Raw genomic sequence first — 22,181 nt, forward strand, 5'->3', positions numbered from 1 at the left:
ATGAGCATCAGGACGAAGTTCACCGAGACCTTCGGGATCGAGCACCCGATTGTCCAGGGCGGTATGCAGTGGGTTGGTCGCGCGGAACTCGTTGCCGCCGTGGCGAATTCGGGTGCGCTCGGGTTCATCACCGCGCTGACGCAGCCGACGCCGGCGGATCTGGCCAACGAGATCGCACGCTGCCGCGACCTGACGGACAAGCCGTTCGGGGTCAACCTGACGATCCTGCCGACGATCAACCCGCCGCCGTACGACGAGTACCGCAAGGTCATCGTCGACTCCGGCATTAAGATCGTCGAGACCGCGGGCTCCAACCCGGCGCCGCACCTGCCGATGTTCCACGACAACGGGATCAAGGTGCTGCACAAGTGCACGTCGGTGCGGCACGCGGTCAAGGCGCAGAGCCTCGGGGTCGACGGCATCAGCATCGACGGTTTCGAGTGCGCGGGGCATCCGGGTGAGGACGACATCCCGGGCCTGGTGCTGATCCCCGCGGCGGCGGACAAGATCGAGATCCCGCTGATCGCCTCGGGCGGTTTCGCCGATGCGCGCGGTCTGGTCGCGGCGCTGGCGCTGGGCGCCGACGGCATCAACATGGGCTCGCGGTTCATGTGCACCGTCGAGTCGGCGATCCACCAGAAGGTCAAGGAGGCGATCGTCGCGGGCACCGAGCTCGACACCGAGCTGATCTTCCGGCCGCTGCGCAATACGGCCCGGGTGGCCAGCAACGCGGTGTCGCGTGAGGTGGTCGAGATCCTGAACCGGGGCGGTCAGTTCGAGGACGTCAAGGATCTGGTCGCGGGATCGCGCGGGGTGAAGGTCTACGAGACCGGGGACCTCGACGCCGGCATCTGGTCGGTGGGCGCCTCGATGGGCCTCATCAACGACATCCCGACGGTCGGCGAGCTGGTTGCGCGGATGGTCGACGAGGCCGAACAGCTCATCGGCGGCCGGCTGGCCGACATGATCGCGAACGAGGAAGAAGAGAACGTGGCGTAACGGTTCGGCGCACGGGGCATCGTGAAAGCGCCCGCGCCGGGCAAACTCGCCGAGACGAACGCGCGCCTACGGGCGCGCGTTTTGTCTATACGGCCTTGCGCAGGGTGGGCTCGTCGTCGAGCTGTTCGGAGGTGTCACCCTCGACCAGGACATCGCCGTGGTAGAGCGCCTCGAAATCAACCTTGATGACATCTGCACTGGTGTCGTCGATCCACATGTACTCGACAGTAGGGGTCTCGTTTAAGGAATCTTTGAGTCACGGTTCGGAATACTGTGGCAATTCTTACCGCCCGGTAGGGTCTGTTATTACCCGCCGGTAAGGATTTTGCTGGTCAGGGCTGGGCGGGCGGGCTGAAGTGGATCGGGTTGGTGCCCAGCAGCGCCACCCAGGTGAGGATCGCGGCGGCTACCGCGGCGATCAGCAGTCCGACCGCGATGCGCGTGCCCCAGCGGGTTCGGCCCAGCACCTTCGCGTCGAGTGAATAGGCGCCCGCGCCGAGGAACAACAGCCCGGTGGCGCCCAGGCCGATCAGAAACGGCACGTTGAACGGCTCGGACCAGAACGCCGCGCCCGAGACGTTGACCGCCCACGCGTCGACCATCGCCGCGATCACCGCGAACGCCGCCAACGGCGTCAGCGCGCCGAGGATCAGGCCCAGCCCGCCGAGCGTCTCGGCGCTGGTCACCATGGCCGCGGCCAGGCCGGGCAGCCGCCACCCGGCCTGCTCCATGAAGCCGACCGTGGTGCTGAAGTCGAAGGCCTTGATCAGGCCGGCCTGCAGGATCGCCGCCCCGACGCCGATGCGCAGGATCAGCAGGCCGATATCGGCCGCCCCGTCGCGCGTCGGCGTGAGCGGGAGGGTGGCACTGGTCGTGTCTGGCGCAGTCATGATGTTTACGACTAGCAGAGACCGCACAACTCATCGACAGGTTTTTCCCAAGGGCTGCGTCTGGCGCTGTCCGCTTACCATTGTTAAGTTAGCGCCGTTATCCCGACTGAGCGGAGGACGCGGTGTGCTGCAACGGATAGCGAGCCTGGCCATCGCGGCGCCGCGGCGCATCATCGCAGTCGCGCTGCTGGTGATGGTGGCCTGCGGCGTCTTCGGCGTCCCGGTTGCCAGGCACCTCTCCGCCGGCGGGTTCCAGGACCCGACGTCGGAATCCGCGCGGGCCAGCCAGCTGCTGGTGGACAAGTTCGGTCAGGGCGACATGGAACTGATCATCAGCGTCACCGCCGCCGACGGGGCCCGCAGCCCGGCGGCGCGGGCGGTCGGCACCGAGCTGGCCGACGAACTCGCCGCCTCCCCGCACGTCGTGCAGGTCACCTCCGCCTGGACCGCGCCGCCGCCCGCCGCGCCCGCGATGATCAGCGAGGACGGTAAGACCGGCCTGATCGTCGCGGGCATCACCGGTGGTGAGAGCGGTGCGCAGGCGCACGCCAAGGAACTGACGCAGCGGCTCGTGCACGACCGCGACGGAGTCACCGTGCGCGCGGGCGGTGAGGCGATGACCTACGTGCAGATCAACGGGCAGAGCGAACGAGACCTCCTGCGGATGGAGGCGATCGCGATTCCGCTGAGCTTCGTCGCGCTGGTCTGGGTGTTCGGCGGGCTGCTGGCGGCCGCGCTGCCGCTGGCGATCGGCGGCTTCGCGATCCTCGGGTCGATGGCCGTGCTGCGGGCGGTCACCATGGTCACCGACGTGTCGATCTTCGCGCTGAACCTGAGCGTCGCGATGGGGCTGGCCCTGGCGATCGACTACACGCTGCTGATCATCAGCCGGTACCGCGACGAGCTGGCCGGCGGCGCCGATCGCGAGCGCGCGCTGCTGCGCACCATGGCCACCGCCGGACGCACCGTGCTGTTCTCGGCGCTGACCGTCGCGCTGTCGATGGCCGCGATGGTGCTGTTCCCGATGTACTTCCTCAAGTCGTTCGCCTACGCCGGGATCGCGGTGGTGACGTTCGCGGCCGTTGCCGCCGTGGTGGTGGCACCCGCGGCGATCGTGCTGCTCGGCGACCGGTTGGACTCCCTGGACGTGCGGCGGCTGATCCGTCGCGTGCTCGGCAGGCCCGAACCCGTGCGCAAGCCGGCCGAGCAGACGTTCTGGTACCGCTGCACCAAATACGTGATGCGGCGGGCGATTCCGATCGGGGTGCTGATCGTCGCGCTGCTGCTCCTGCTCGGCGCCCCGTTCCTCGGCGCCAAATGGGGATTCCCCGACGACCGCGTGCTGCCCACGTCGGCGTCGGCGCGCCAGATCGGTGACCAGCTGCGGACCGGCTTCGCCGTCGACTCCGCGCAGAACGCGACGGTCGTGTTGCCCGACACGGGCGGGGTGACTCCCGCCGAGCTCGACCGCTACGCCGCCGATCTGTCGGAGGTGAGCGACGTGTCGTCGGTGTCGGCGCCCGGCGGCACATTCGCCGACGGACAGCGCGTCGGCCCACCGTCGGCGCCGACCGGCGCCAGGGACGGCAGCGCGTTCCTGACGGTGGCCAGCACCGCGCCGCTGTTCAGCGACGCCTCCGAAGGTCAACTCGACCAGCTCCACGCGGTGGCCACCCCCGGCGGGGTCGATGCGCAGGTGACCGGCGTCGCGCAGATCAACCGCGACAGCTCCTCGTCGATCACCTCGCGGCTGCCTGCGGTGCTGGCGGTGATCGCGGCCATCACCTTCGTGCTGCTGTTCCTGCTCACCGGCAGCGTCGTGCTACCGCTGAAGGCGTTGGTGCTCAACGTCTTATCGCTGGCGGCCGCGTTCGGCGCACTGGTCTGGATCTTCCAGGAGGGCCACCTGGGAGCGCTGGGCACGACACCGACCGGCACCCTGGTGGCGAACATGCCGGTGCTGCTGTTCTGCATCGCGTTCGGGCTGTCGATGGACTACGAGGTGTTCCTGGTGTCGCGGATCCGCGAGTACTGGTTGTCGTCGCAGGGCACGGACGCCACCCCGCAGCAACGCAACGACGAGAGCGTCGCGCTCGGCCTGGCCCGGACCGGCCGCGTGGTGACCGCGGCGGCGCTGTTGATGTCGATCTCGTTCGCCGCGCTGATCACCGCGGAGGTGTCGTTCATGCGGATGTTCGGCGTCGGGTTGACGCTGGCGGTTCTCGCCGATGCCACACTGGTGCGTATGGCACTGGTGCCTGCGTTCATGCATCTCCTCGGCCGGTGGAACTGGTGGGCTCCCCGGCCGCTGGCCCGGCTGCACGCGCGGATCGGGATCAGCGAGTGATGAAGGACTTCAAGCGACGGCGGGCCCCGCGCGGGTCCGGCGAGCAGCTGCGCGACGAGATCCTCGACGCGACCACGTCGCTGCTGTTGGAGACCGGCAACGCCAAGGACGTGTCGATCCGGTCGGTGGCGCAGCGGGTCGGGGTGACCCCGCCGTCGATCTACCTGCACTTCGCCGACAAGGACGCCCTGCTGGACGCGGTGTGCGCACGGTACTTCGAGAAGCTCGACGAGGAGATGCAGAGCGTGGCGGCCGTTCAGCCGTCGACCATCGAGGTGCTGCGCGCCCAGGGGTTGGCCTACGTGCGGTTCGCGATGAAAACCCCTCAGCTGTACCGCATTGCGGCGATGGGGGAGAGCCGGCCGGGCAGCGACGTCGACGTGGCGCTGAACAGCTCGGCGTTCGTGCACCTGCGTGCCGCGGTCGAGAAACTGATGGCCGAGGGAATCTACCCGCCGGGGGATCCGACCGCCACCGCACTGGAGTTGATGACCGTCGCGCACGGGGTGGCCGCGATGTTGATCTCCAAACCGTATCTGCCGTGGGGCGACGTCGAGGACTTCGCCGACCGCGTGCTTCGCGCGGTGTGCCTGGGGCAGATCACGATGGGCGCGCTCGACCCGGAGGCGGCGCCGCCGGAAACCGTTTCACGATTGAAGGGACTGCTCGGTGTCGAACACAGTCGATAACCCGTTTTTCGCGCGGCTGTGGACGGTGATGTCCGCCCACGAGACCGACGCCATCCGCGAGTTGCGCCGCCAGAACCTCGCCGGGCTGACCGGCCGGGTGCTCGAAGTCGGTGCCGGAACCGGAACCAACTTCGAGTTCTACCCCGACACGGTCAGCGAGGTGGTCGCCGTCGAACCCGAGCGCCGGCTCGCCGAACAGGCACAGCAGGCGGCCGCGACGGCACGGGTGCCGGTCACCGTGCGCACCGACACCGTCGAGCAGTTCATGGCGGCAGGCAATCAGCCGTTCGACGCGGTGGTCTGCTCGCTGGTGCTGTGCTCGGTCGAAGACCCCGAAAATGTTCTGCGGCAACTGCTCTCCCTGCTGCGGCCCGGTGGCGAACTGCGCTATCTCGAGCACATCGCCGGCTCCGGTGCCCGCGCCCGACTGCAGCGGATCGCCGACGCCACGGTGTGGCCCCGACTGCTCGGGAACTGCCACACCCACCGGCACACCGAGGACAGCATCGTGGCCGCGGGCTTCGAGGTGGCCGACGCGAGGCGGGAGTGGACGATGCCGCGATGGGCGCCGCTGCCGGTGGCCGAAGTCGCGATCGGCCGCGCCGTGCGGCCCGCGGATCCGCATATCGACTGACACGCGCGACGCGGCTCTGTAGTGTCCGTCAATATTCAACGGTAGTCCGACAGTCCGTTGCCGATCTGAGGACTACATGTGGCGAGACAGGCAACGCTTTTGACCATCCCCAAATCGCTTGCCGCCGTGGGCATCGCGCTTCTGCTGTCGGTGTGCGCGCCGCCGGCCCTGGTCAACGCCGACCCCGTGCCGGCGGCGCCCCAGCCCGACGAGGATCCGGCGGGTTTCGACCTCGACGCGTTGATCGCCGCCGCCCGCACCGAACCCGGCATCACGGTCTACGACCAGACCACCAAGGTCGTGGACACCGCCAAGGGCTTCGCCGCGAAGTACGGGTTGGAGGCCACCGGGGTGAAGGTCGAGCTCGGGGCCATCGGGAAAGTGCTGGAGGAGAACCGGTCCGGCAACGTCATCGGCGACGTCGTCATCAACGAGGACCTTCCGGCGTACGCCGTCGAGCTGCTGGGTCCGGGCGTGCTCGTCAACTGGGTGCCCGGGGACATGAAGGGCTCGATCAAACCCGAGGACCAGAACCCGCTGATCGTTCACTACGGCCCGATGGGCTGGGTCTACAACAGCCAGACCTACCCAAGCTGTCCGGTGTCCAACATCTGGCAGCTCACCGACGACCAGTTCGACGGACGCGTCGCGATGGCCGATCCGCTCAGCAACGCTAAGTACCCCTACTGGTTCAACTCGATGGCGCTCAACGACGACGCCGCGCTGCGCGGCGCCTACCGGGAGCACTACGGGACGGAGCTGGTCACCGATCAGCCCGATGCCGCCCACGAGTGGGTCCGGCGTTTCGCGCAGAACAATCCCAGGCTCACCCAGAACGACGAGGAAGTCTCCGAAGCTGTCGGCGGCCCCGACCAGCAGAACCCGAGCTTCGGCCCCGTCTCGATGGCCAAGTTCCGCAACAACGCGCAGAAGGGCTACCACCTGGCTCTGTGCGACGGCATGAAACCGTGGGCGCTGCAATCGTTCCCGTCGGCGATCGCGTACGCCGCGAAGACCGACAGCCCCAACGCCGCCAAGCTCTACATCCACTACATGCTGACCGAAGAGGGCTTCGGAACTCAACTCGCCGACGGCAAGCCCTCCGCGAACTCCCAGATACCCGCACCGGACGACCCGTCCAACGTCAAGGACTTCCTGGACCAGATGGCGCCGTTCCCCAGCGCCGACCTCGTCAGCGACTACCGCAGCAAGACCGCGTGGGACGACTTCTGGCGCCGCTCGCGCGGCTGACCCGGCTCAGTCCAGAAGTGCGGGCAGGCGTTGCAGCAGGGTGGGCAGCGCGGTGGCGGCGGATTCGCGCAGCGACACCGTCGCCGAATCCGACAGCGGGGTCGGTTCGGGGTTGACCTCGATGACCGGAATGCCATTCGACAGAGCGAACTCCGGTAACCCGGCCGCGGGGTAGACGATCGACGAGGTGCCGACCACGACGACGAGATCGGCTCCGGTGACCGCTTCGACTGAACGCTGCCATGCGTCCTCGGGAAGAGCCTCGCCGAACCACACCACGCTGGGCCGGATCATCCCGCCGCACACGCAGTGCGGCGGGTCGACGGCCTCCACCGGCTCGGGCATCTCCGGCAGATCGCCCTCGAAGTTCGAATGGCAGACGTCGCAACGGAATTCGAACAGGCTGCCGTGAAGGTGGTAGACCTTCCTGCTGCCCGCGCGTTCGTGCAGGTTGTCGACGTTCTGGGTGACGACGTGCACGTCGGCGTAGTCCTGCCAGGCGGCGACCGCGCGGTGGCCGTTGTTGGGTTCCACCGCGCTCATCATGTAGTGACGCCACAGGTACCACGCCCACACCCGTTCGGGGTGCGCCCGCCAACCGTCCGAGCTGGAGATCTCGTAGGGGTCGACCTTGGCCCACAGCCCGGTCTCGGCGTCCCGGAACGTGGGCACGCCGCTCTCGGCGGAGATACCCGCGCCGCTGAGGACAGCTACTTGCACATGACCAAACTAGCGGCTCTGCGTAATACTTAGCACGTGGCCAACTTGGGGGATTGGGTACGTATCGATCAGCGCACGTCAGGCGCCTTGTTCGACCAGCTCCGGACGCAGATCATCGACGGCGTGCGCGACGGGCGGCTGCCGCCGGGCACCCGGCTGCCGACCGTGCGCGAGCTCGCCGGTCAGCTCGGGCTGGCGGTGAACACCGTCGCGCGGGCGTACCGGGAGCTCGAGACCGCGGGCATCGTCGAGACACGCGGCCGGTTCGGGACGTTCATCGCGCGGGCGGATCCGGCCGACGAGGCGATGGCCGCCGCCGCGCACACGTACGTGTCGGCGGCCAAGTCGCTGGGGATCGACAAGGCCGAGGCGCTGCGCTACGTCGAAGCGGCTTTCGACTAGCCGAACTCGAGCAGCGTGAACACCGGCCGGACGGGGTCGAACAGCGGTATCCGCTGAATCGTCCACAGCACGGCGTTGACCGCCGCGCCGCGGCCGGGCGGCAGCGGCACATCGTGCACGGCGCGGATCCCGGGCACCTCGTTGACGAGGTTGGCGACCTGCGACGGGGTCATCGAGAACGGCATCGGCGGGACCCGGTAGCTCAGCGACGGCCGCAGCAGGCCCTTGGTGATCAGCCGGGCGAACCACGCCGGCGGCAGGTCGAACATCATCGCACCGCCGGGGAACCGGCGTGCGCACTCGGTGATCAACCCCAACGCCTCGTGCGGCTGCAGGTACATCAGCAGCCCCTCGGCGGTGATGAAGACGCCGTCCTCGGCGTCGACCTGATCCATCCAGCTGTAGTCCAGCGCCGACTGGGCGAGCATCCGCACCCGGTCCGAGGCGGGCAGCAGCTTTCGGCGCAACTCCACCATCGGCGGCAGGTCAACGGTGAGCCAACGGAATTCGTGTCCGACATCGGAGGCGTCGAGCCGGTAGAAGCTGGTCTGCAGGCCCTCGGCGAGCGCCACCACCGTCGCGCGCGGGTGATCGCCGAGGTAGCGTCGCGTCTCCTTGTCGAACGCCTTCGCGCGCACCGCCATGTCCTGGCGGCGTGAGGGCCCGAACTTGGAGTAGTCGAAGTCGATGGAGTCGGCGAGTCGGATCGCCATGGGGTCCTCGATCAGGGCGTCGGGGCGGCGGGCCTCGGTCGCGCGGACCTGCAGCGTCATCAGCGCGGTCTCGGAGACTCCGCTGAGCGCGCTGCCGTCGACCTTGGGCGTGGAGTTCACGAACGCGAGGGTACTAGCGCAGCAGTTTGTCCACTGTGCGCAGGTTGCGGGTGGTGGTCGCCGACTTGTACCGCTTCTTGCCCATGGTCTTGCCGATCGTCGTGGCGAGCGTCGCCGACCGCGGCACCTGCCAGTAGATGACGCCGTCGCCGCGTGCGATCTTCTCGTGCGCGCCCTCGGGCAGCGCGGCGAGTTCGTCGAGCACCTGCTCGTCGGACACGAACGTCACGTAGGAGTGGTGACCGTCGACCTCGCGCTCGAACGGGAACGCCGCCGAGATCGCCGCCACCACATCGAGGGGGTACACCAGCACCCAGGCGTCGTAGCCGAAGGTCTCGCGCAGGGCCTTCTGCGCCGTGTCGCGCACCGCCGCGGTGTCTTTCCGGCTGTCGAGCAGTACGTTGCCGCTGGCGAGAATCGTTCGTACACCGGTGAATCCGGCGGACTCGAACGTCGAAGCGACCTCCGCCATCTTGAGGTTCACGCCGCCGACGTTGACGCCGCGCAGGAGGACCGCATACCGGGTCACGGCGCGAACTCCAGCAGGGTGAGGCTGGGCCGGCCGCGGCGCAGCACGCCGACGGCGTCCCACATCGGGTTGGCCAACAGTTTGTACATGCCGCGCCCCGGCGGCATCGGTATGTCGTGGGCGGCGCGCACCCCGGGGATGCGGCCGGCCAGGGCCACGGCGTCGTCCGGCGACAGCGCGAACGGCATCGGCGGTGTGGTGTAGCGGTCGGAGAGCTTGAGCTTGCCCTGCACGGTGCGCACGCTGAACCATCGGGGGATCGAGTCGAACATCATCGCACCGCCGGGGAAGCGCGCCGCGCAGTCGCGGATCAGGTCGAGGGCCTCGTCGGGGTCGAGGTACATCAGCAGACCCTCGGCGGTGATGAACACGCCTTCGGAGCCGTCGACCTGATCCATCCAGCTGCGGTCCAGGGCGGACTGCGCGAGTTCGACGACGCGGTCCTCCCGCGGCAGCAGTTTGCGTCGCAGTTCCATGACCGGCGGAAGATCGATTGAATACCAGGTGACTTCGCGAAGTGCGTCCGCCCGCTCGAGGCGCCAGAAGCTGGTCTGCAGACCCTCGGCCAGCGCGACCACCTCCGCCTGCGGATGCGCGGCGAGGTACCGGCGGGTGGCGGTATCGAAGCCGACGGCGCGCAGCGCGTGGGACTGGTTGGGTTTGCCGAACTTGCGGTAGTCGTAGCGGATCGAGTCGAACAGCGTGACCGCCCATGGGTCGCGGATCACGCCGTCGGAGCGTTTGGCCTCGCTGGCCCGGTTGTGCAGCGTCCACAGGGTGGTGGCGGAGACGCCGTCGAGAACATCGCCGTCGATCAGTTCGGTCACATGTCGATGCTAGAGACGTACGCTTTCGACATGGGACGCCACGTGTTCGACGACATGCTGCTCGCGCTGATCGGCGGGAACTCGCTGGGTGTCCTGGCGACGATCAAACGCGACGGCCGACCGCAGCTGTCGAACGTGTCGTACTACTTCGACCCGCGGGCGCTGACCATTGCGGTGTCGATCACCGAACCGCGCGCCAAGACCCGCAACCTGCGGCGCGATCCGCGCGCCTCGATCCACGTGAGCTCCGACGACGGCTGGGCGTACGCGGTCGCCGAGGGCGACGCCGTGCTCACCCCGCCGGCCGCCGCGCCCGACGACGACACCGTGGAAGCGCTGATCGCGTTGTACCGCAACATCGCCGGGGAACATCCGGACTGGGACGACTACCGCCGCGCGATGGTCGACGACCGGCGGGTGGTGATGACGCTGGCGATCTCTCACGTATATGGGATGCCGCCGGGTAGACGTTAGAGCTACGCTGCCGTCATGGCATCGGATGCACCGGAAGACGACACCAAGCGCAAGTTCCGGGAAGCGCTGGAGCGCAAGAACGCCAAGGCGGCCGGCGGCGGTGACCACAAGGACGGCGGCGCCAAGCAGCCGCGCGCGCACGGACCGGTCGAGAACCGGCGGGAGTTCCGGCGCAAGAGCGGCTAAGCCGCCGGCCGCCGCTCGCGGACCAGGATCGCCGCCAGACAGATCGCCGCGAGTACGGCCACGCCCACCGCGAAACTGACCCCCGCGGCGCGCAGCCCCCACTGCTGGGCGGCCAACCCGACGCCGACCACCGGCACCGAGATCGCCACGTAGCCGATGACGAAATAGGTGGAGTTGACCTCGGCTCGGCGTTCGGCCGGGCAGCCCTCGGAGATGGCGGCCAGGCCCCGGCTGAAGCTCATACCTTGACCGGCGCCGGACACAACCGCTGCCGCGATCAGCCCGATCAACGACGAGAACTGCAGTCCGCCAGCGAGAATCACCATCCCGGCGACCAGGATCGCGCAGCCGATCGCCAACGCGCGCTGTGGGGCCATCGTGTTGGTGACCACCTGGGTCAGCGCGGACGCGGCGAACACCGAACCGGCGATCAGCCCGGCGACGGCGTGGTTGTCGATTCCGACGACGTCGACGACGAACGACGGCGCCACCGCCGCGAACAGTCCCGTCACCGCGAATCCCGCGAACCCGGCGATGCCGGCGAGGATGAACACCGGTCGCACCTGCTGCGGCACCGACAACCGCTGCACGGCGATCCGGCCCGACCGCGGGGACGTCTCCGGCACCAGCAGCACGGCCGCCCCCGCGAGAACGGCCAGCACCAGATGCACGACGAAGCTCAGGTGCAGTGGGTGCGGCGCGTACTCCACGAGCACGCCGGCCACCATCGGACCCGCGCCGAGACCGCCGATGTTGGCGACGGTGGCCACGGCGGCGGCCCTGCTGCGCCAGTGCGGCGGGGCGGCCTCGACGATCGCCGCGGTCGCGGTGCCGGTGAAGATGCCTGCCGAGAGCCCCGAGAACATCCGGGCGACGAGCAGCAGCGGCACCGAGTCCGCCGCGAGGAACACCGCGCCGCTGATCAGCGCGGCCACCACCCCGGCGAGCAGCATCGGACGCCGTCCGATCGCGTCGGACCACCGGCCGAACGCCAGCAGCGCGAACAGCACGCCGCCCGCGTAGGCGGCGTAGACGATCGTGGTGGTGAACACCTGGAAGTTCATCTGCTCGCCGTAGAGCGCGTACATCGGCGTCGGCATCGTGGTGCCGAGCATGATCGCGGCGAAGGCGTAGGCCAGCAGCGGGAACGCCACGCGGGTGTTCGGGCGGGCGATCGTGGGGGCCTCAGACATGTCGAGGTGCAACTTCCTGCCGCGAAACTGTATTCCAGCAGGCGGTCACTCGGACTTTGCCTGCTGGAATACAGTTTCGCGGCGGTGAACTAGTGAGCGACGGCCTTCTCGGCGCCGACACCGGTGAGCGAGCGGACCTCGAACTCGGCGTTGATGTCGGGATCGCCGCGGTCCGGGGAGCTCAGCGTGCCGATGATGCCGAGCAGGAACGCCAGCGGGATCGACACGATGCCGGGGTTGGCCAGCGGGAACCAGGCGAAGTCGACGCTCGAGAGCATCGCGGTCTTGGTGCCCGACACCGCCGGGGAGAACACGATCAGCACGATCGTCGAGATCAGCCCGCCGTACATGCTCCACAGCGCGCCGCGGGTGTTGAACCGCGGCCAGTACAGCGAGTAGATGATGGTCGGCAGGTTGGCTGCGGCGGCCACCGCGAACGCCAGCGCCACCAGGAACGCGATGTTCTGCTCGGCCGCCAGGATGCCCAGGCCGATCGAGAGCACACCGAGCACCACCACGGTGATCCGCGAGACCCGCACCTGCTCGCTCTCGGAGACCCGATCGCTCTTGAGCACGCTGGCGTAGATGTCGTGCGCGAACGACGTCGCCGCGGTGATGGTCAGGCCCGCGACGACCGCGAGAATCGTCGCGAACGCCACCGCCGAGATGATGCCGAGCAGGATCACGCCGCCGAGTTCGAACGCCAGCAGCGGGGCCGCCGCGTTCTGCCCGCCGGGTGCGGCCAGGATCGTGTCGGGGCCGACGAGCGCGGCCGCACCGTATCCGAGCGCGAGGGTGAACAGGTAGAACGCGCCGATCAGCACGATCGCCCAGACCACCGAGCGGCGGGCCTCCTTGGCCGTCGGCACCGTGTAGAAGCGCATCAACACGTGCGGCAGGCCCGCGGTGCCGAGCACCAGTGCCAGCGCCAGCGAGATGAAGTTGATCTGCGAGGTGAGCGACGCACCGTACTGGGCGCCGGGGGCGAGGACGTCGCGGCCGGCGACAGCTTCGTTGCTCGACCCGGAGACCGCCGACTGGGCGGCGCCGAGGATCTCGGAGAAGTTGGCGCCGAACTTGCCGAGCACCCACACCGTCATCAGCGCCGCGCCGCCGATCAGCAGCACCGCCTTGATGATCTGCACCCAGGTGGTGCCCTTCATGCCGCCGATCAGCACGTAGACGATCATCAGCAGACCCACCACCGCGATCACCAGGGCCTGGCCGGCGTCGCTGGTGACGTTGAGTAGCAGCGCGACCAGGCCGCCGGCGCCCGCCATCTGCGCGAGCAGGTAGAACAGGCAGACCGCCAGCGTCGTGGTGGCCGCGGCCATCCGCACCGGACGTTGTTTGAGCCGGAAGCTCAGCACGTCGGCCATCGTGAATTTGCCTGCGTTGCGCAGCAATTCGGCGACCAGCAGCAGGGCGACCAGCCAGGCCACCAGGAAGCCGATGGAGTAGAGGAAGCCGTCATAGCCGTAGACGGCGATGGCGCCGGCGATGCCCAGGAAGCTGGCCGCCGACAGGTAGTCACCCGAGATCGCGATGCCGTTCTGCGGGCCGGTGAACGAGCGGCCTGCAGTGAAGAACTCCGCGGCCGTCGCGTTCTTCTTGCTGGCGCGGATCACGATGTAGAGGGTGACCGCGACGAACAGCGCGAAGATGCCGATGTTGGCGATCGGGTTGCCGACGGTGGTGTCGGCCTGGGCCAGAAGCGTGGTCATTCCGCACCGCCTTCGAGCTTGTTGCGGATCGCCTCGGCCCGCGGGTCGAGCTCACGGTTGGCGAAGCGGACGTAGATGGCGGTGATGACGAACGTCGAGACGAACTGGCCGAGGCCGATCAGCAGGCCGACGTTGATGTTGCCCCACACCGGGATCGCCATGAACTCGTGGGCGAACGCGCCGAGGATGACGTAGGCGGCGTACCAGATCAGGAACACCGCGCTCATCGGGAACACGAAGCGGCGCAGCCGGCTGCGCAGCTCCTGAAACTCGGGACTGGCCTGTACGGCCCGGAACTCGGCGCCGCTGACCGGGGTGTCCCGGTGCGGCATGTCTAGTTGGGGCATCGCGGACTCCTGACTCGGATGTGAACGGCTCAACTGCAGAAGTTAGAAGAGATGTGGGTCACATACCCACAGCTGGGAGGGTCCACGCGCTGAAGTCCGGCAGCGGTGCGGTGAACGGTCGATCGACGACGATGAGCGGTGAGCGGTGAGTCGTGAGTCGCCTTTCTCTGGCGAGCAGACGCAAACTGCCCTGAAACGGCGCAGAAAGTGGTCACTTTGCGTCTGCTCGCCGGAAAAAAAATCAGCTCCGTGGCAGGCGCTCGATGCCCATCCCGAGGCGTTCGGGCACGTGCATGCGGGCGAAGATCTGCGCGACGCCCGCGGGGGTGGACCCGCGCGTCAGCCGGCTGATCACGATCATCGTGGCGAACGCGACCGGAACGGTGACGGCGGCGGGATAGCCGATCATCACCGCGGGCCATCCGCCGACCGCCTCCTCGTCGATCGCCCCGGTGACCGCGAGCGTCACCGCCGTGCCGGACAGCAGCCCGCCGACCGCCAGGCCGGAGACGGCGCCGATCACCGTCAGCCCGCGCCACCAGATGCCCAGCACCAGCAGCGGACACAGCGTGGACGCCGCGACGGCGAACGCCAACCCGACACTGCGCGACAACTCCAGACCGCCCGAGGTCGCCAGCGACAGCGGGATCGGGATAAGCCCGCCGACGATCGCGGCGACGCGGAAGTCGCGCACCCGTCCGCGCAGCACGTCGGTCGACAGGGCACCGGCGATGCTGACCAGCAGGCCCGACGACGTCGCCAGGAACGCGGCGATCGCGCCGGCGGCCACCAGCGCGGCCAGCAGTTCACCGGCCGCACCGCCGATCGCCGATCCCGGCGCGAGCAGCACTGCGGCGTCGGCGTTTCCGGTGATCAGCAGCTGCGGTACGTACAGCCGGGCGAACGCACCGAGAAGCGTGGGGAACAGATAGAACAACGACAGCAGCATGATCACCGCCAGCGCGGTGCGCCGGGCCTGGCGGCCGTCGGGGTTGGTGTAGAAACGCACCAGCACGTGCGGCAGACCCATGGTGCCCAGGAACGTCGCGACGATGATCGACAGCACCTGGTAGAGGGGGTGGGGGCCGCCGAGTCCGCCGCCCGAGGCGATCCACTCGGTGCCGGTGGTCGGGGCGCCGGCCACCACCGGGGTGGCCGATCCGGCGGTCAGGGTCAGCGTCGATCCGGCGCCGAGCGTGTGCTTTCCGGGCGACGGGATCGGCTGTGCGTCAACCGGGTTGCCGTTCACGGTGCCGGTGACCGTGATACCCGCCGGGTTGTCGACCTGCACCACGACGTCGGTCTCGATGGCCACCGTCGTCTGCTGGGCGACCGTCGGCGGCAGCGGCCCGCCGAGTTCGCCGCGGTCGGTGAAGAACAACCCGAGCAGCGCGAGCGCGGGGATCGCGACGGCGGTCAACTTCAGCCAGTACTGGAAGGCCTGGACGAACGTGATCGAGCGCATCCCGCCGGCCACCACGTTGGCGATCACGATTGCGCCGACCACCAGCGGTCCGACCCAAACCGGGACGCGCAGAAGCGTTTTGAGTGCCAACCCGGCGCCCTGGTACTGCGGCACCAGGTAGAACACGCAGATCACCACGACGACGAGCATCGCGACCTTGCGCAGCCGCGCCGAACCGAGGCGGAACTCCGCGAAGTCGGGCACCGTGTACGCGCCGGAGCGCCGCAGCGGCGCCGCGACGAACAGCAGCAACCCGAGATAGCCCGCGGTGAACCCGACCGGGTACCACAGCGCGTCGGCGCCGTATTTGGCGATCAGGCCGGCGACGCCGAGAAACGATGCAGCCGAGAGGTATTCACCGGAGATCGCGGCCGCGTTCCAGCGGGGACCGACGCTGCGGGAGGCCACCAGGAAGTCCGAGGTGGTGCGGGAGAGCCGGACGCCGTAGAAGCCGATCGCGACGGTGGCCACCGCGGCCACGAGCAGCGCGGCGGCCGTCAGCGGGGATCCGGTCATGGTTCGCTGTCGACGACGCCGACGAAGTCCCGTTCGGCCTGCTCGGCCAGCCGCACGTACAGCCGGCCGACGCCGTAGAGCAGGGGATAGACCAGCACACCCATGACCAACCAGTTCAGCCGCACACCGACCACCGTGATCGCTGCCAGATCGGGAAAAGCCGCGTTCAGCAACGGGATCGCGACGACGACGCAGACCACCACCACGGCCAGTCGCAGCGCCAGACCCAGCTGCGCGCGCACCAACCCCCGCACCAGCGCGTCACCGACCTGCGTCTGCTCCTGCACCTCCACCCGGGTGCGGACCATCCGGGCGCCGCGGCGCTGGCCAAGGACGACGCGCTGGCGTTGCGGGCGGCCCGGCTCAGTCATCGGGCCTCAGGTTGCGCATCGGGTCGCGCACCACGCGGTCGCGCAGCTCGCGGGCCTGGCGCCGGCTGACCGGAAGTTCGACGGCGGGGGAGGCGCCGTTGGCGCGTAACCGCACCAGCACCGCGCCGTCGCTGGTGCGCAGCCCGGTGACCATGCGCAGTGCGACGAGATAGGACCGGTGCACCCGCTGGAAACCCTTGTCGCGCCAGCGGGTTTCCAGGGTGCTCAACGGGATTCGCACCAGGTGCGAGCCGGACGCGGAATGCAGCCGCGCGTAGTCGCCCTCGGCTTCCACCCAGCCGATGGTGTCGCGCGGCACCAGGTGGGTGACGCCGCCGAGTTCGGCGGGGATCACGTCGTCGTCGGTGGGGGTCTCGGCCGGTTCGACGGTGCGTGCGGCCAGCACCCGGCGCACCGCCTCGTCGAGGCGCTCCTGGCGGATCGGCTTGAGCAGGTAGTCCAGCGCGCCGACGTCGAAGGCGGCGACCGCCTTGTCGTCGTGCGCGGTGACGAACACGACGGCGGGCCGATGGGAGAAGTTGGCCAGCACATTGGCCAGTTCGATGCCCGACAGGCCGGGCATGTTGATGTCGAGGAAGATCGCGTCGAAGGCTCGGCGGTTGAGTTCGCGCAGCGCCGAGGTGGCGTCACCGCAACGCAGGACGTCGTCGATGTCGCTGTGTCGCTCGAGCAGATACGCGAGTTCGTCGAGGGCGGGTGCTTCGTCGTCGACCGCAAGCACCGATAACCTGCTCACCCGAACGCACCTCCGCTGGCCCGCACGCCCGACCGGAACTTGGGCACCCGCATCACCACCCGGGTGCCCGCGTCGATCGCCGTCTCGACCACCAGACCGTAATCGTTGCCGAACGCCGCGCGCAGCCGATGATCGACATTGGTCAGCCCCACGTGCGCGGAATGGCCCTGGGCAGTGGAGGAGCCGTCGGCCAGCGCATCACCCGGCCCGGCGCGCAGCATCTCCGGATCCATTCCGACGCCGTCGTCCTCGACAGTGATCACACAGTCCGCCCCTTCGTCGCGGGCGATGATCTCGATCTCCCCGCCGCCGCGGCCGGCGAGGCCGTGCCGGACGGCGTTCTCCACCAACGGCTGCAGCGCCAAGAACGGCACTACGACGTTGAGTACCTCCGGCGCGACTTGCAGTTTGACCTTCAGCGCTTCACCGAAGCGCGCGCGTTCCAGCGTCAGGTAGCGGTCGATGTTGCGCAACTCGTCCGACAGCGTGGTGTACTGCCCCGCCGCGCGGAATGAGTAGCGGGTGAAGTCGGCGAACTCGAGGATCAGCTCGCGCGCCCGGTCGGGGTCGGTGCGCACGAACGACGCGATCGTGTTGAGCGCGTTGTAGATGAAGTGCGGGCTGATCTGCGCGCGCAGCGCGAGGACCTCGGCGCGGTCCAGGCGCGCGCGGGAGGCGTCGAGTTCGGCGAGTTCGATCTGGCTGGCCGCGTAGCGGGCCACCTCGCCGACGGCGCCGAGCAGGCCGGGCGCGGGGGAGCGGGTGGTGACGACGACGAGCACGCCGACGACCTCGCTGCCCTCGGTGAACAGCGGTTGCGCGACGACGGCCCACGCCCTGACGTGGGTGAGCGTGCGGCGTTCACCGGAGATCGCCTCGCCGGCGGCGCCTTCGCACGCGTCGAGCACATCGTCGGACCACAGCGCGCCGTCGGGGGGGTCGTGGGCCAGCAGCCCGCCGTCGCCGCCGTACACGGCGACACCCTCGGTGCCGGTCAGCCCGCGCAGGAACGGCGCGGCGGTTTCGGCCGAATCGGTGTCCAGGCCCTGGCGCAGCGCGCGGGCGGCGAGCGAGGCGGTGTGCAGCGCCGCGTGCACGGCGCGCTCGGTCGGGGTGGCCACCACGCGGCGGGTGCGCACCGCGACGACGGCGGCGGCGACCGCGGCAACGATCAGCGCCGCCGCCAGAACCAGAGCGAGCTCGCCCGACATGATGGGCTCACCTTAAACGGGCCCCGCTTAAACTGGCGGCGTGGCCAAACTTCAGCTCGTGCAAGATCCCGCGGCCGATGCGCTGCTGGAGTCCAACCCGTTCGCGCTGCTGACCGGGATGCTGCTCGATCAGCAGTACCCGATGGAGCACGCGTTCGGCGGTCCCAAGAAGATCGCCGACCGGCTCGGCGGCTTCGACGTGCGTGAGATCGCCGACTACGACCCGGAGAAGTTCGTCGAGCTGTGCTCGAAAACCCCTGCGATCCACCGGTTCCCGGGGTCCATGGCCAAGCGCATCCAGGCGTTGGCGCAGCTGATCGTCGACCGCTACGACGGGGACGCGGCCGCGCTGTGGACCTCCGGTGATCCCGACGGCGCCGAGGTGTTGCGTCGGCTCAAGGGGCTGCCCGGGTTCGGTGAGCAGAAGGCGAAAATCTTCCTGGCGCTGCTGGGCAAGCAGTACGGCGTGACCCCGACGGGTTGGCGCAAGGCGGCCGGCGACTACGGCAAGGCCGGTTCGTACAGGTCGGTGGCCGACGTCGTCGACCCGGGCTCGTTGGAGAAGGTCCGCTCGTACAAGAAGCAGGCCAAGGCGGCTGCCAAAGAGTCGGCCACAGCGGCTAAGGGCTAGCGGCCCGGGCCTCGGACTCCAGCCGCGCCAAGGTGGTGAGGACGCGGGCCACCACACGCCCTGTCGCCGTTCCGGTGTCGAGGTTTTCTTCGAGGCACCGCAGGCGCAGACCGCGATCGGTGAGGTCGGCGATCGTGCGGGTCACCTCGGTGCCGGTGCGGCCCAGGCGGTCGAGCGCGACGACGACAACGGTGTCGCCGGAGCGGGCGTAGCTCAACATCGCGTGCAGTCCCGCCCGGACCCGGTCCGCGGACTCCGACAGCCGATCGGTGAACACCCTGCGCGGGTCGACGCCCGCAGCGCTGAGCGCCGCGAGCTGATTGTCGAGGTTCTGCTCGGCGGCGCTTGCTGTGGCGTAGCCCAGCACGCAGGTCACCCGTCCAAGGTCTCACGGTGCGCGTCGCACCGGAAGCGACGACGCCATCAGGCGGCCGAACCGTTACCGGACGTCGACCTCGAGCGGCGGGCCGTCGAAGCGCTCCCTGGTGGCGATCTCATCGACGGGCTTGCGCGTCAGCTTCGTCAACTGGCGCACCGGCTTGCCGAGCGGCAGCAGCGCCGCGACGGCGTAGGTGTCGGGGATGCCGAGCAGATCCTTGACCCGCGGCTCGGCGGCGACCGCGGCGGTGGTCAGCACGCCGCCGAAACCTTCGGCGCGGGCGGCCAACAGGATGTTCCACACGAACGGGTACACCGACGCGCCGGCGACCAGGCCGACACGGTCGAGGTGCTGATCGAACGCGGCGACCACCGCGAGGTCGACGCAGACCACCAACACCACCTCGGCGGTGCGCAGCGGCGACTGGTCGGGCACCTCGACCGCCGCGATGGTCTCCTCGTCGACGCCGCACGGGTGCACCGGATTCCACGGGTTCTCCCCGTTGCGCTTCTGCGCGATGTAGCGCTGGGTGCCGGGCACTGCGTACGCGATCAGTTCCTCGCGGGTCTGCCGGTCACGCACCGCGATCACCCGGTTGCCCTGCCTGTTGCCGCCGCTGGGCGCGAACCGCGCGTTGTCGAGTATGCGTTGCAGAACCTCGTCGGGCAGCGGGTCGCCGGTGTACTCGCGCACCGCGGCCGTCGTACGCATGACGTCGTAGATGTCCATGGCTCTATCTTGGGGGCGATATCTTGGGGCTGTCGGTGGCGACCTATGCGAAGGTGAGGACATGAAGACGCACCTGAACTGCCCGTGTGGCGAAGCGATCGTCGGCAAGGACGAGGAAGATCTGGTCGAGAAGGCCCAGGCGCACCTGTCTGAGGCGCATCCCGGACGCGACTACGACCGCGACGCGATCCTGTTCATGGCCTACTGATCCCAGACCGACGCAATGGTCGATCGCGGGCGGGCGAATCAGCCAAAACGTCGGTTTCGCGAGAACGAACCCGGGGAGCGACCCGCGTTACGGCACCACCGTCGAGCCGATGGTCGGCATGAACTGACACTGCATCTCGGTGGTGGTGACCTGCCCGAAGATCGTCGACAGGATGCTGCCCGAACCGGTGTCGGCGATCGCGGTCAGCGTGGTCGGCCCCTCCGGGTTGATGTCTGAGCGCGGCTTGAGCGTCGCGCTGCCCGACTTGCCGGTGGTCAGGTTGACCCACGTGACGTTGAGCGGCAGCGTCTGCACCTCCGCCGGGCCCGGCGTGCCGACCGCGGTGAACACGTACGCCGTCTGACCCGGACCCGGTCCCGGCGTCGGGATCTTCGCCGGCCCGGCCACCGAGATCGCGGTCGCCAGCACGTTGCCGCCGTCCTTGAGGCACCCGTTGCTGATCGACGGGTACAGGAAGTCCTGCTTGGGCGGGGCGTCCGCACCGAACGCGGCACCGGGCGCAGGCCCGGGCGCCGGGGCTCCGGGGTTTACGGGGGCCTCGGGTGCAGGTGCCGGGACCGGCGCGGCCACCTCGGGCGCGGGTGCCGGCACTGGCGCGGCCACCTCGGGTGCGGGCGTAGCTACCTCGGGCGCGGGAGCGGCCAGCGCTTCGGCGGGACCGACGGCGTGCGCCGGGTCGATGCCCGCGGGCAGGTGCGCCTGCTGGCCCGGCACGGCGCCGGGTGCTGGGGTGTGCGCGACGAACTGGTTCACCGCGGTCGCGACGTTGCGCGAATCCGGCGGGGCGATCGCGTCACCGGCGAACACCGCGGCCGCGGCCATCAGTGTCGACGCGGCGTTGGTCGGGTCGGCGGCGGCCTGCTGGATCGCCGGGCTGATGCCCTGGATCGCGCTCAGGCCGGGCGCCTGCATCGCATCGATCGGGACAGCGGGCGGCGGCGCGGGCTCGGCGCCGGCCACACCGGCCACGCCGCTGGCGAGCAGCGTGGCCGATGAACCGATCGCGACGGCGACGGTGGCGAACATCCTTCGAGCTGACATGGTTCCCTCGGGGTTGCAGGTGTGTGTCGTTGGTTGTCGCTAGCCGTCGACGGCGCCGCTGCCGCCGACGCCGTCAGGGCAGGGCCGACAGCGGCATCAGCAGCGGTGCCACGCTGGCCGGGGCGGCAGCTGCGGGTGCGGCGACTGCGGGTGCGGCGGCCGCCGGTGCTGCGGCGACCGGGGCGGTTGGCAGCGCGGCGTTGGCCGCGGCGGGCAGCAGGCTCGTCAGCGCGTTGTTCTGCGGCAGCAGCGAGGCCAGCCCGGTCGGCAGGTTGGTCAGCAGGTCCGCCGGATTGGCCGGTGCGGTCGTCGTCGAAGCGGTGTTCACCGGGGTGGCCGGCATACCGGGCAGGGTCGACGGCGGCTGCGGCAGCGTGACCGTCGCCGTCGCCGAGGGAGCCGGGGCAGCGGGCGCGGCGGCCGGGGCCTGCGCAGTGCCCAGCATCGAGGTGAAGCCCTGCATCAATTGCGTTGCGGCCGCCGGGTTCGACGCCAGCTGCTGAATGAAGGGCAGACCCGGCACGCTCGGCGCGGGCGCCGGCGGTGCGGGTTGGGCGGTCGCCGTGGCGCTCAGCGCCAGCGCAGCCGACACCGCCCCGGCAGCGGCGATCATGGTGCTTGCGAGCAGTTTCCTGGTGCTGTGCATGTTCTTCCCATCCGTTGTTTGGCACGCCTTCGCCCGAAGCTACGGAGTTACTGGTGTTACTCAAGTGACACGTGTGGCGTTTATTCAACCGTTACGGATGCGAAGGGATTCGGTGACACGGCAGCGCGCGTCGATAGAGTCGGCGGATCAACACTTCGACC

27 protein-coding genes are annotated in these 22,181 nt (G+C 69.3%); 10 read left to right on the forward strand and 17 right to left on the reverse strand.

Annotation, left to right across the window (positions count from 1 at the left end; translation table 11 throughout):
• Positions 1 to 999, forward strand: a complete 999-nt coding sequence (locus BHQ18_RS15515) for an NAD(P)H-dependent flavin oxidoreductase (protein WP_069414508.1) — start codon at positions 1 to 3, stop codon at positions 997 to 999.
• An 85-nt stretch (positions 1,000 to 1,084) separates the two neighbouring features.
• Here the strand turns inward: BHQ18_RS15515 and BHQ18_RS30765 are convergent, their stop codons facing one another.
• Positions 1,085 to 1,216, reverse strand: coding sequence for a hypothetical protein (locus tag BHQ18_RS30765; protein WP_109789303.1), 132 nt, complete (start codon positions 1,214 to 1,216; stop codon positions 1,085 to 1,087).
• A 115-nt stretch (positions 1,217 to 1,331) separates the two neighbouring features.
• A complete protein-coding gene (locus BHQ18_RS15520; RefSeq protein WP_069414509.1) occupies positions 1,332 to 1,889 on the reverse strand; it encodes a DoxX family protein in 558 nt (185 codons plus the stop codon).
• 124 nt (positions 1,890 to 2,013) lie between these two features.
• Between BHQ18_RS15520 and BHQ18_RS15525 the strand changes: the two genes are divergently transcribed.
• The 4 genes from BHQ18_RS15525 (at position 2,014) to BHQ18_RS15540 (ending at position 6,810) form a co-directional block, all read left to right on the forward strand.
• A complete protein-coding gene (locus tag BHQ18_RS15525) occupies positions 2,014 to 4,236 on the forward strand; it encodes an MMPL family transporter (RefSeq protein WP_069414510.1) in 2,223 nt (740 codons plus the stop codon).
• Complete coding sequence (locus tag BHQ18_RS15530) at positions 4,236 to 4,925, forward strand: TetR/AcrR family transcriptional regulator (RefSeq protein ID WP_069414511.1); 690 nt, start codon at positions 4,236 to 4,238, stop codon at positions 4,923 to 4,925. The genes BHQ18_RS15525 and BHQ18_RS15530 overlap by 1 nt, the downstream gene beginning before the upstream one ends.
• Complete coding sequence (locus BHQ18_RS15535) at positions 4,906 to 5,559, forward strand: class I SAM-dependent methyltransferase (RefSeq protein WP_069414512.1); 654 nt, start codon at positions 4,906 to 4,908, stop codon at positions 5,557 to 5,559. The genes BHQ18_RS15530 and BHQ18_RS15535 overlap by 20 nt, the downstream gene beginning before the upstream one ends.
• A 78-nt stretch (positions 5,560 to 5,637) precedes the next feature.
• On the forward strand, positions 5,638 to 6,810 hold the full coding sequence (locus BHQ18_RS15540; protein ID WP_234794193.1) for an ABC transporter substrate-binding protein: 1,173 nt from the start codon (positions 5,638 to 5,640) through the stop codon (positions 6,808 to 6,810).
• Positions 6,811 to 6,816: 6 nt separating this feature from the next.
• Here BHQ18_RS15540 and BHQ18_RS15545 read toward each other — a convergent pair whose 3' ends face one another.
• Complete coding sequence (locus BHQ18_RS15545; protein WP_084294090.1) at positions 6,817 to 7,530, reverse strand: NAD-dependent deacylase; 714 nt, start codon at positions 7,528 to 7,530, stop codon at positions 6,817 to 6,819.
• Between the two features lie 36 nt (positions 7,531 to 7,566).
• Between BHQ18_RS15545 and BHQ18_RS15550 the strand changes: the two genes are divergently transcribed.
• Positions 7,567 to 7,932 carry an Rv1152 family transcriptional regulator gene (locus BHQ18_RS15550; protein ID WP_069414515.1) on the forward strand — a complete coding sequence of 122 codons (366 nt, stop codon included), beginning with the start codon at positions 7,567 to 7,569 and terminating at the stop codon, positions 7,930 to 7,932.
• On the opposite strand, the gene BHQ18_RS15555 is transcribed toward BHQ18_RS15550, so the two are convergent.
• The 3 genes from BHQ18_RS15555 to BHQ18_RS15565 all read right to left on the reverse strand — a co-directional run bounded on the left by BHQ18_RS15555 (position 7,929) and on the right by BHQ18_RS15565 (position 10,121).
• Positions 7,929 to 8,705 (reverse strand): class I SAM-dependent methyltransferase, encoded by a 777-nt coding sequence (locus tag BHQ18_RS15555; RefSeq protein WP_084294098.1) that lies wholly within the window; start codon positions 8,703 to 8,705, stop codon positions 7,929 to 7,931. The genes BHQ18_RS15550 and BHQ18_RS15555 overlap by 4 nt on opposite strands.
• Positions 8,706 to 8,778: 73 nt before the next feature.
• Positions 8,779 to 9,294, reverse strand: a complete 516-nt coding sequence (locus tag BHQ18_RS15560) for a DUF1697 domain-containing protein (RefSeq protein ID WP_069414517.1) — start codon at positions 9,292 to 9,294, stop codon at positions 8,779 to 8,781.
• Complete coding sequence (locus tag BHQ18_RS15565; protein WP_069414518.1) at positions 9,291 to 10,121, reverse strand: class I SAM-dependent methyltransferase; 831 nt, start codon at positions 10,119 to 10,121, stop codon at positions 9,291 to 9,293. The genes BHQ18_RS15560 and BHQ18_RS15565 overlap by 4 nt, the downstream gene beginning before the upstream one ends.
• A 30-nt stretch (positions 10,122 to 10,151) precedes the next feature.
• Between BHQ18_RS15565 and BHQ18_RS15570 the strand changes: the two genes are divergently transcribed.
• Positions 10,152 to 10,595, forward strand: coding sequence for a PPOX class F420-dependent oxidoreductase (locus tag BHQ18_RS15570; protein WP_069414574.1), 444 nt, complete (start codon positions 10,152 to 10,154; stop codon positions 10,593 to 10,595).
• 15 nt (positions 10,596 to 10,610) lie between these two features.
• Positions 10,611 to 10,781, forward strand: coding sequence for a DUF5302 domain-containing protein (locus BHQ18_RS29595; protein WP_109789304.1), 171 nt, complete (start codon positions 10,611 to 10,613; stop codon positions 10,779 to 10,781).
• On the opposite strand, the gene BHQ18_RS15575 is transcribed toward BHQ18_RS29595, so the two are convergent.
• The 7 genes from BHQ18_RS15575 to BHQ18_RS15605 all read right to left on the reverse strand — a co-directional run bounded on the left by BHQ18_RS15575 (position 10,778) and on the right by BHQ18_RS15605 (position 18,365).
• Positions 10,778 to 11,974 carry an MFS transporter gene (locus BHQ18_RS15575; RefSeq protein ID WP_069414519.1) on the reverse strand — a complete coding sequence of 399 codons (1,197 nt, stop codon included), beginning with the start codon at positions 11,972 to 11,974 and terminating at the stop codon, positions 10,778 to 10,780. The genes BHQ18_RS29595 and BHQ18_RS15575 overlap by 4 nt on opposite strands.
• An 89-nt stretch (positions 11,975 to 12,063) precedes the next feature.
• Entirely contained in the window at positions 12,064 to 13,698 is a 1,635-nt protein-coding gene (locus BHQ18_RS15580; RefSeq protein ID WP_069414520.1) for a monocarboxylic acid transporter, read from the reverse strand.
• Positions 13,695 to 14,045 (reverse strand): DUF485 domain-containing protein, encoded by a 351-nt coding sequence (locus BHQ18_RS15585; RefSeq protein ID WP_069414521.1) that lies wholly within the window; start codon positions 14,043 to 14,045, stop codon positions 13,695 to 13,697. Before BHQ18_RS15585 ends, BHQ18_RS15580 begins: the two co-directional genes overlap by 4 nt.
• A 241-nt stretch (positions 14,046 to 14,286) precedes the next feature.
• Positions 14,287 to 16,026, reverse strand: a complete 1,740-nt coding sequence (locus BHQ18_RS15590) for a sodium/solute symporter (protein ID WP_069414522.1) — start codon at positions 16,024 to 16,026, stop codon at positions 14,287 to 14,289.
• Positions 16,023 to 16,397, reverse strand: coding sequence for a hypothetical protein (locus BHQ18_RS15595; RefSeq protein WP_069414523.1), 375 nt, complete (start codon positions 16,395 to 16,397; stop codon positions 16,023 to 16,025). Before BHQ18_RS15595 ends, BHQ18_RS15590 begins: the two co-directional genes overlap by 4 nt.
• On the reverse strand, positions 16,390 to 17,154 hold the full coding sequence (locus BHQ18_RS15600) for a LytR/AlgR family response regulator transcription factor (RefSeq protein ID WP_069414524.1): 765 nt from the start codon (positions 17,152 to 17,154) through the stop codon (positions 16,390 to 16,392). Before BHQ18_RS15600 ends, BHQ18_RS15595 begins: the two co-directional genes overlap by 8 nt.
• On the reverse strand, positions 17,151 to 18,365 hold the full coding sequence (locus BHQ18_RS15605) for a sensor histidine kinase (RefSeq protein WP_069414525.1): 1,215 nt from the start codon (positions 18,363 to 18,365) through the stop codon (positions 17,151 to 17,153). The genes BHQ18_RS15600 and BHQ18_RS15605 overlap by 4 nt, the downstream gene beginning before the upstream one ends.
• A gap of 40 nt (positions 18,366 to 18,405) precedes the next feature.
• Between BHQ18_RS15605 and BHQ18_RS15610 the strand changes: the two genes are divergently transcribed.
• Positions 18,406 to 18,996, forward strand: coding sequence for an HhH-GPD-type base excision DNA repair protein (locus tag BHQ18_RS15610; protein WP_069414526.1), 591 nt, complete (start codon positions 18,406 to 18,408; stop codon positions 18,994 to 18,996).
• Here BHQ18_RS15610 and BHQ18_RS15615 read toward each other — a convergent pair.
• Together BHQ18_RS15615 and BHQ18_RS15620 are read right to left on the reverse strand one after the other, a co-directional pair.
• The gene (locus BHQ18_RS15615; protein ID WP_069414527.1) at positions 18,986 to 19,372 is read right to left on the reverse strand and encodes a recombinase family protein; all 387 of its coding nucleotides are present in this window, start codon (positions 19,370 to 19,372) and stop codon (positions 18,986 to 18,988) included. The two genes, BHQ18_RS15610 and BHQ18_RS15615, sit on opposite strands and share 11 nt — an antisense overlap.
• 63 nt (positions 19,373 to 19,435) lie before the next feature.
• Positions 19,436 to 20,104, reverse strand: coding sequence for a nitroreductase family protein (locus BHQ18_RS15620; protein WP_069414528.1), 669 nt, complete (start codon positions 20,102 to 20,104; stop codon positions 19,436 to 19,438).
• A gap of 61 nt (positions 20,105 to 20,165) precedes the next feature.
• On the opposite strand from BHQ18_RS15620, the gene BHQ18_RS15625 reads away from it, so the two are divergent.
• A complete protein-coding gene (locus BHQ18_RS15625; RefSeq protein ID WP_068150949.1) occupies positions 20,166 to 20,312 on the forward strand; it encodes a DUF1059 domain-containing protein in 147 nt (48 codons plus the stop codon).
• An 87-nt stretch (positions 20,313 to 20,399) separates the two neighbouring features.
• On the opposite strand, the gene BHQ18_RS15630 is transcribed toward BHQ18_RS15625, so the two are convergent.
• Entirely contained in the window at positions 20,400 to 21,374 is a 975-nt protein-coding gene (locus tag BHQ18_RS15630) for an Rv1157c family protein (protein WP_069414529.1), read from the reverse strand.
• Between the two features lie 73 nt (positions 21,375 to 21,447).
• Positions 21,448 to 22,020 carry a hypothetical protein gene (locus BHQ18_RS15635; protein WP_069414530.1) on the reverse strand — a complete coding sequence of 191 codons (573 nt, stop codon included), beginning with the start codon at positions 22,018 to 22,020 and terminating at the stop codon, positions 21,448 to 21,450.
• Positions 22,021 to 22,181: the final 161 nt, after the last annotated feature.

The organism is Mycolicibacterium flavescens (assembly GCF_001722335.1).
Classification (GTDB): domain Bacteria; phylum Actinomycetota; class Actinomycetes; order Mycobacteriales; family Mycobacteriaceae; genus Mycobacterium; species Mycobacterium flavescens.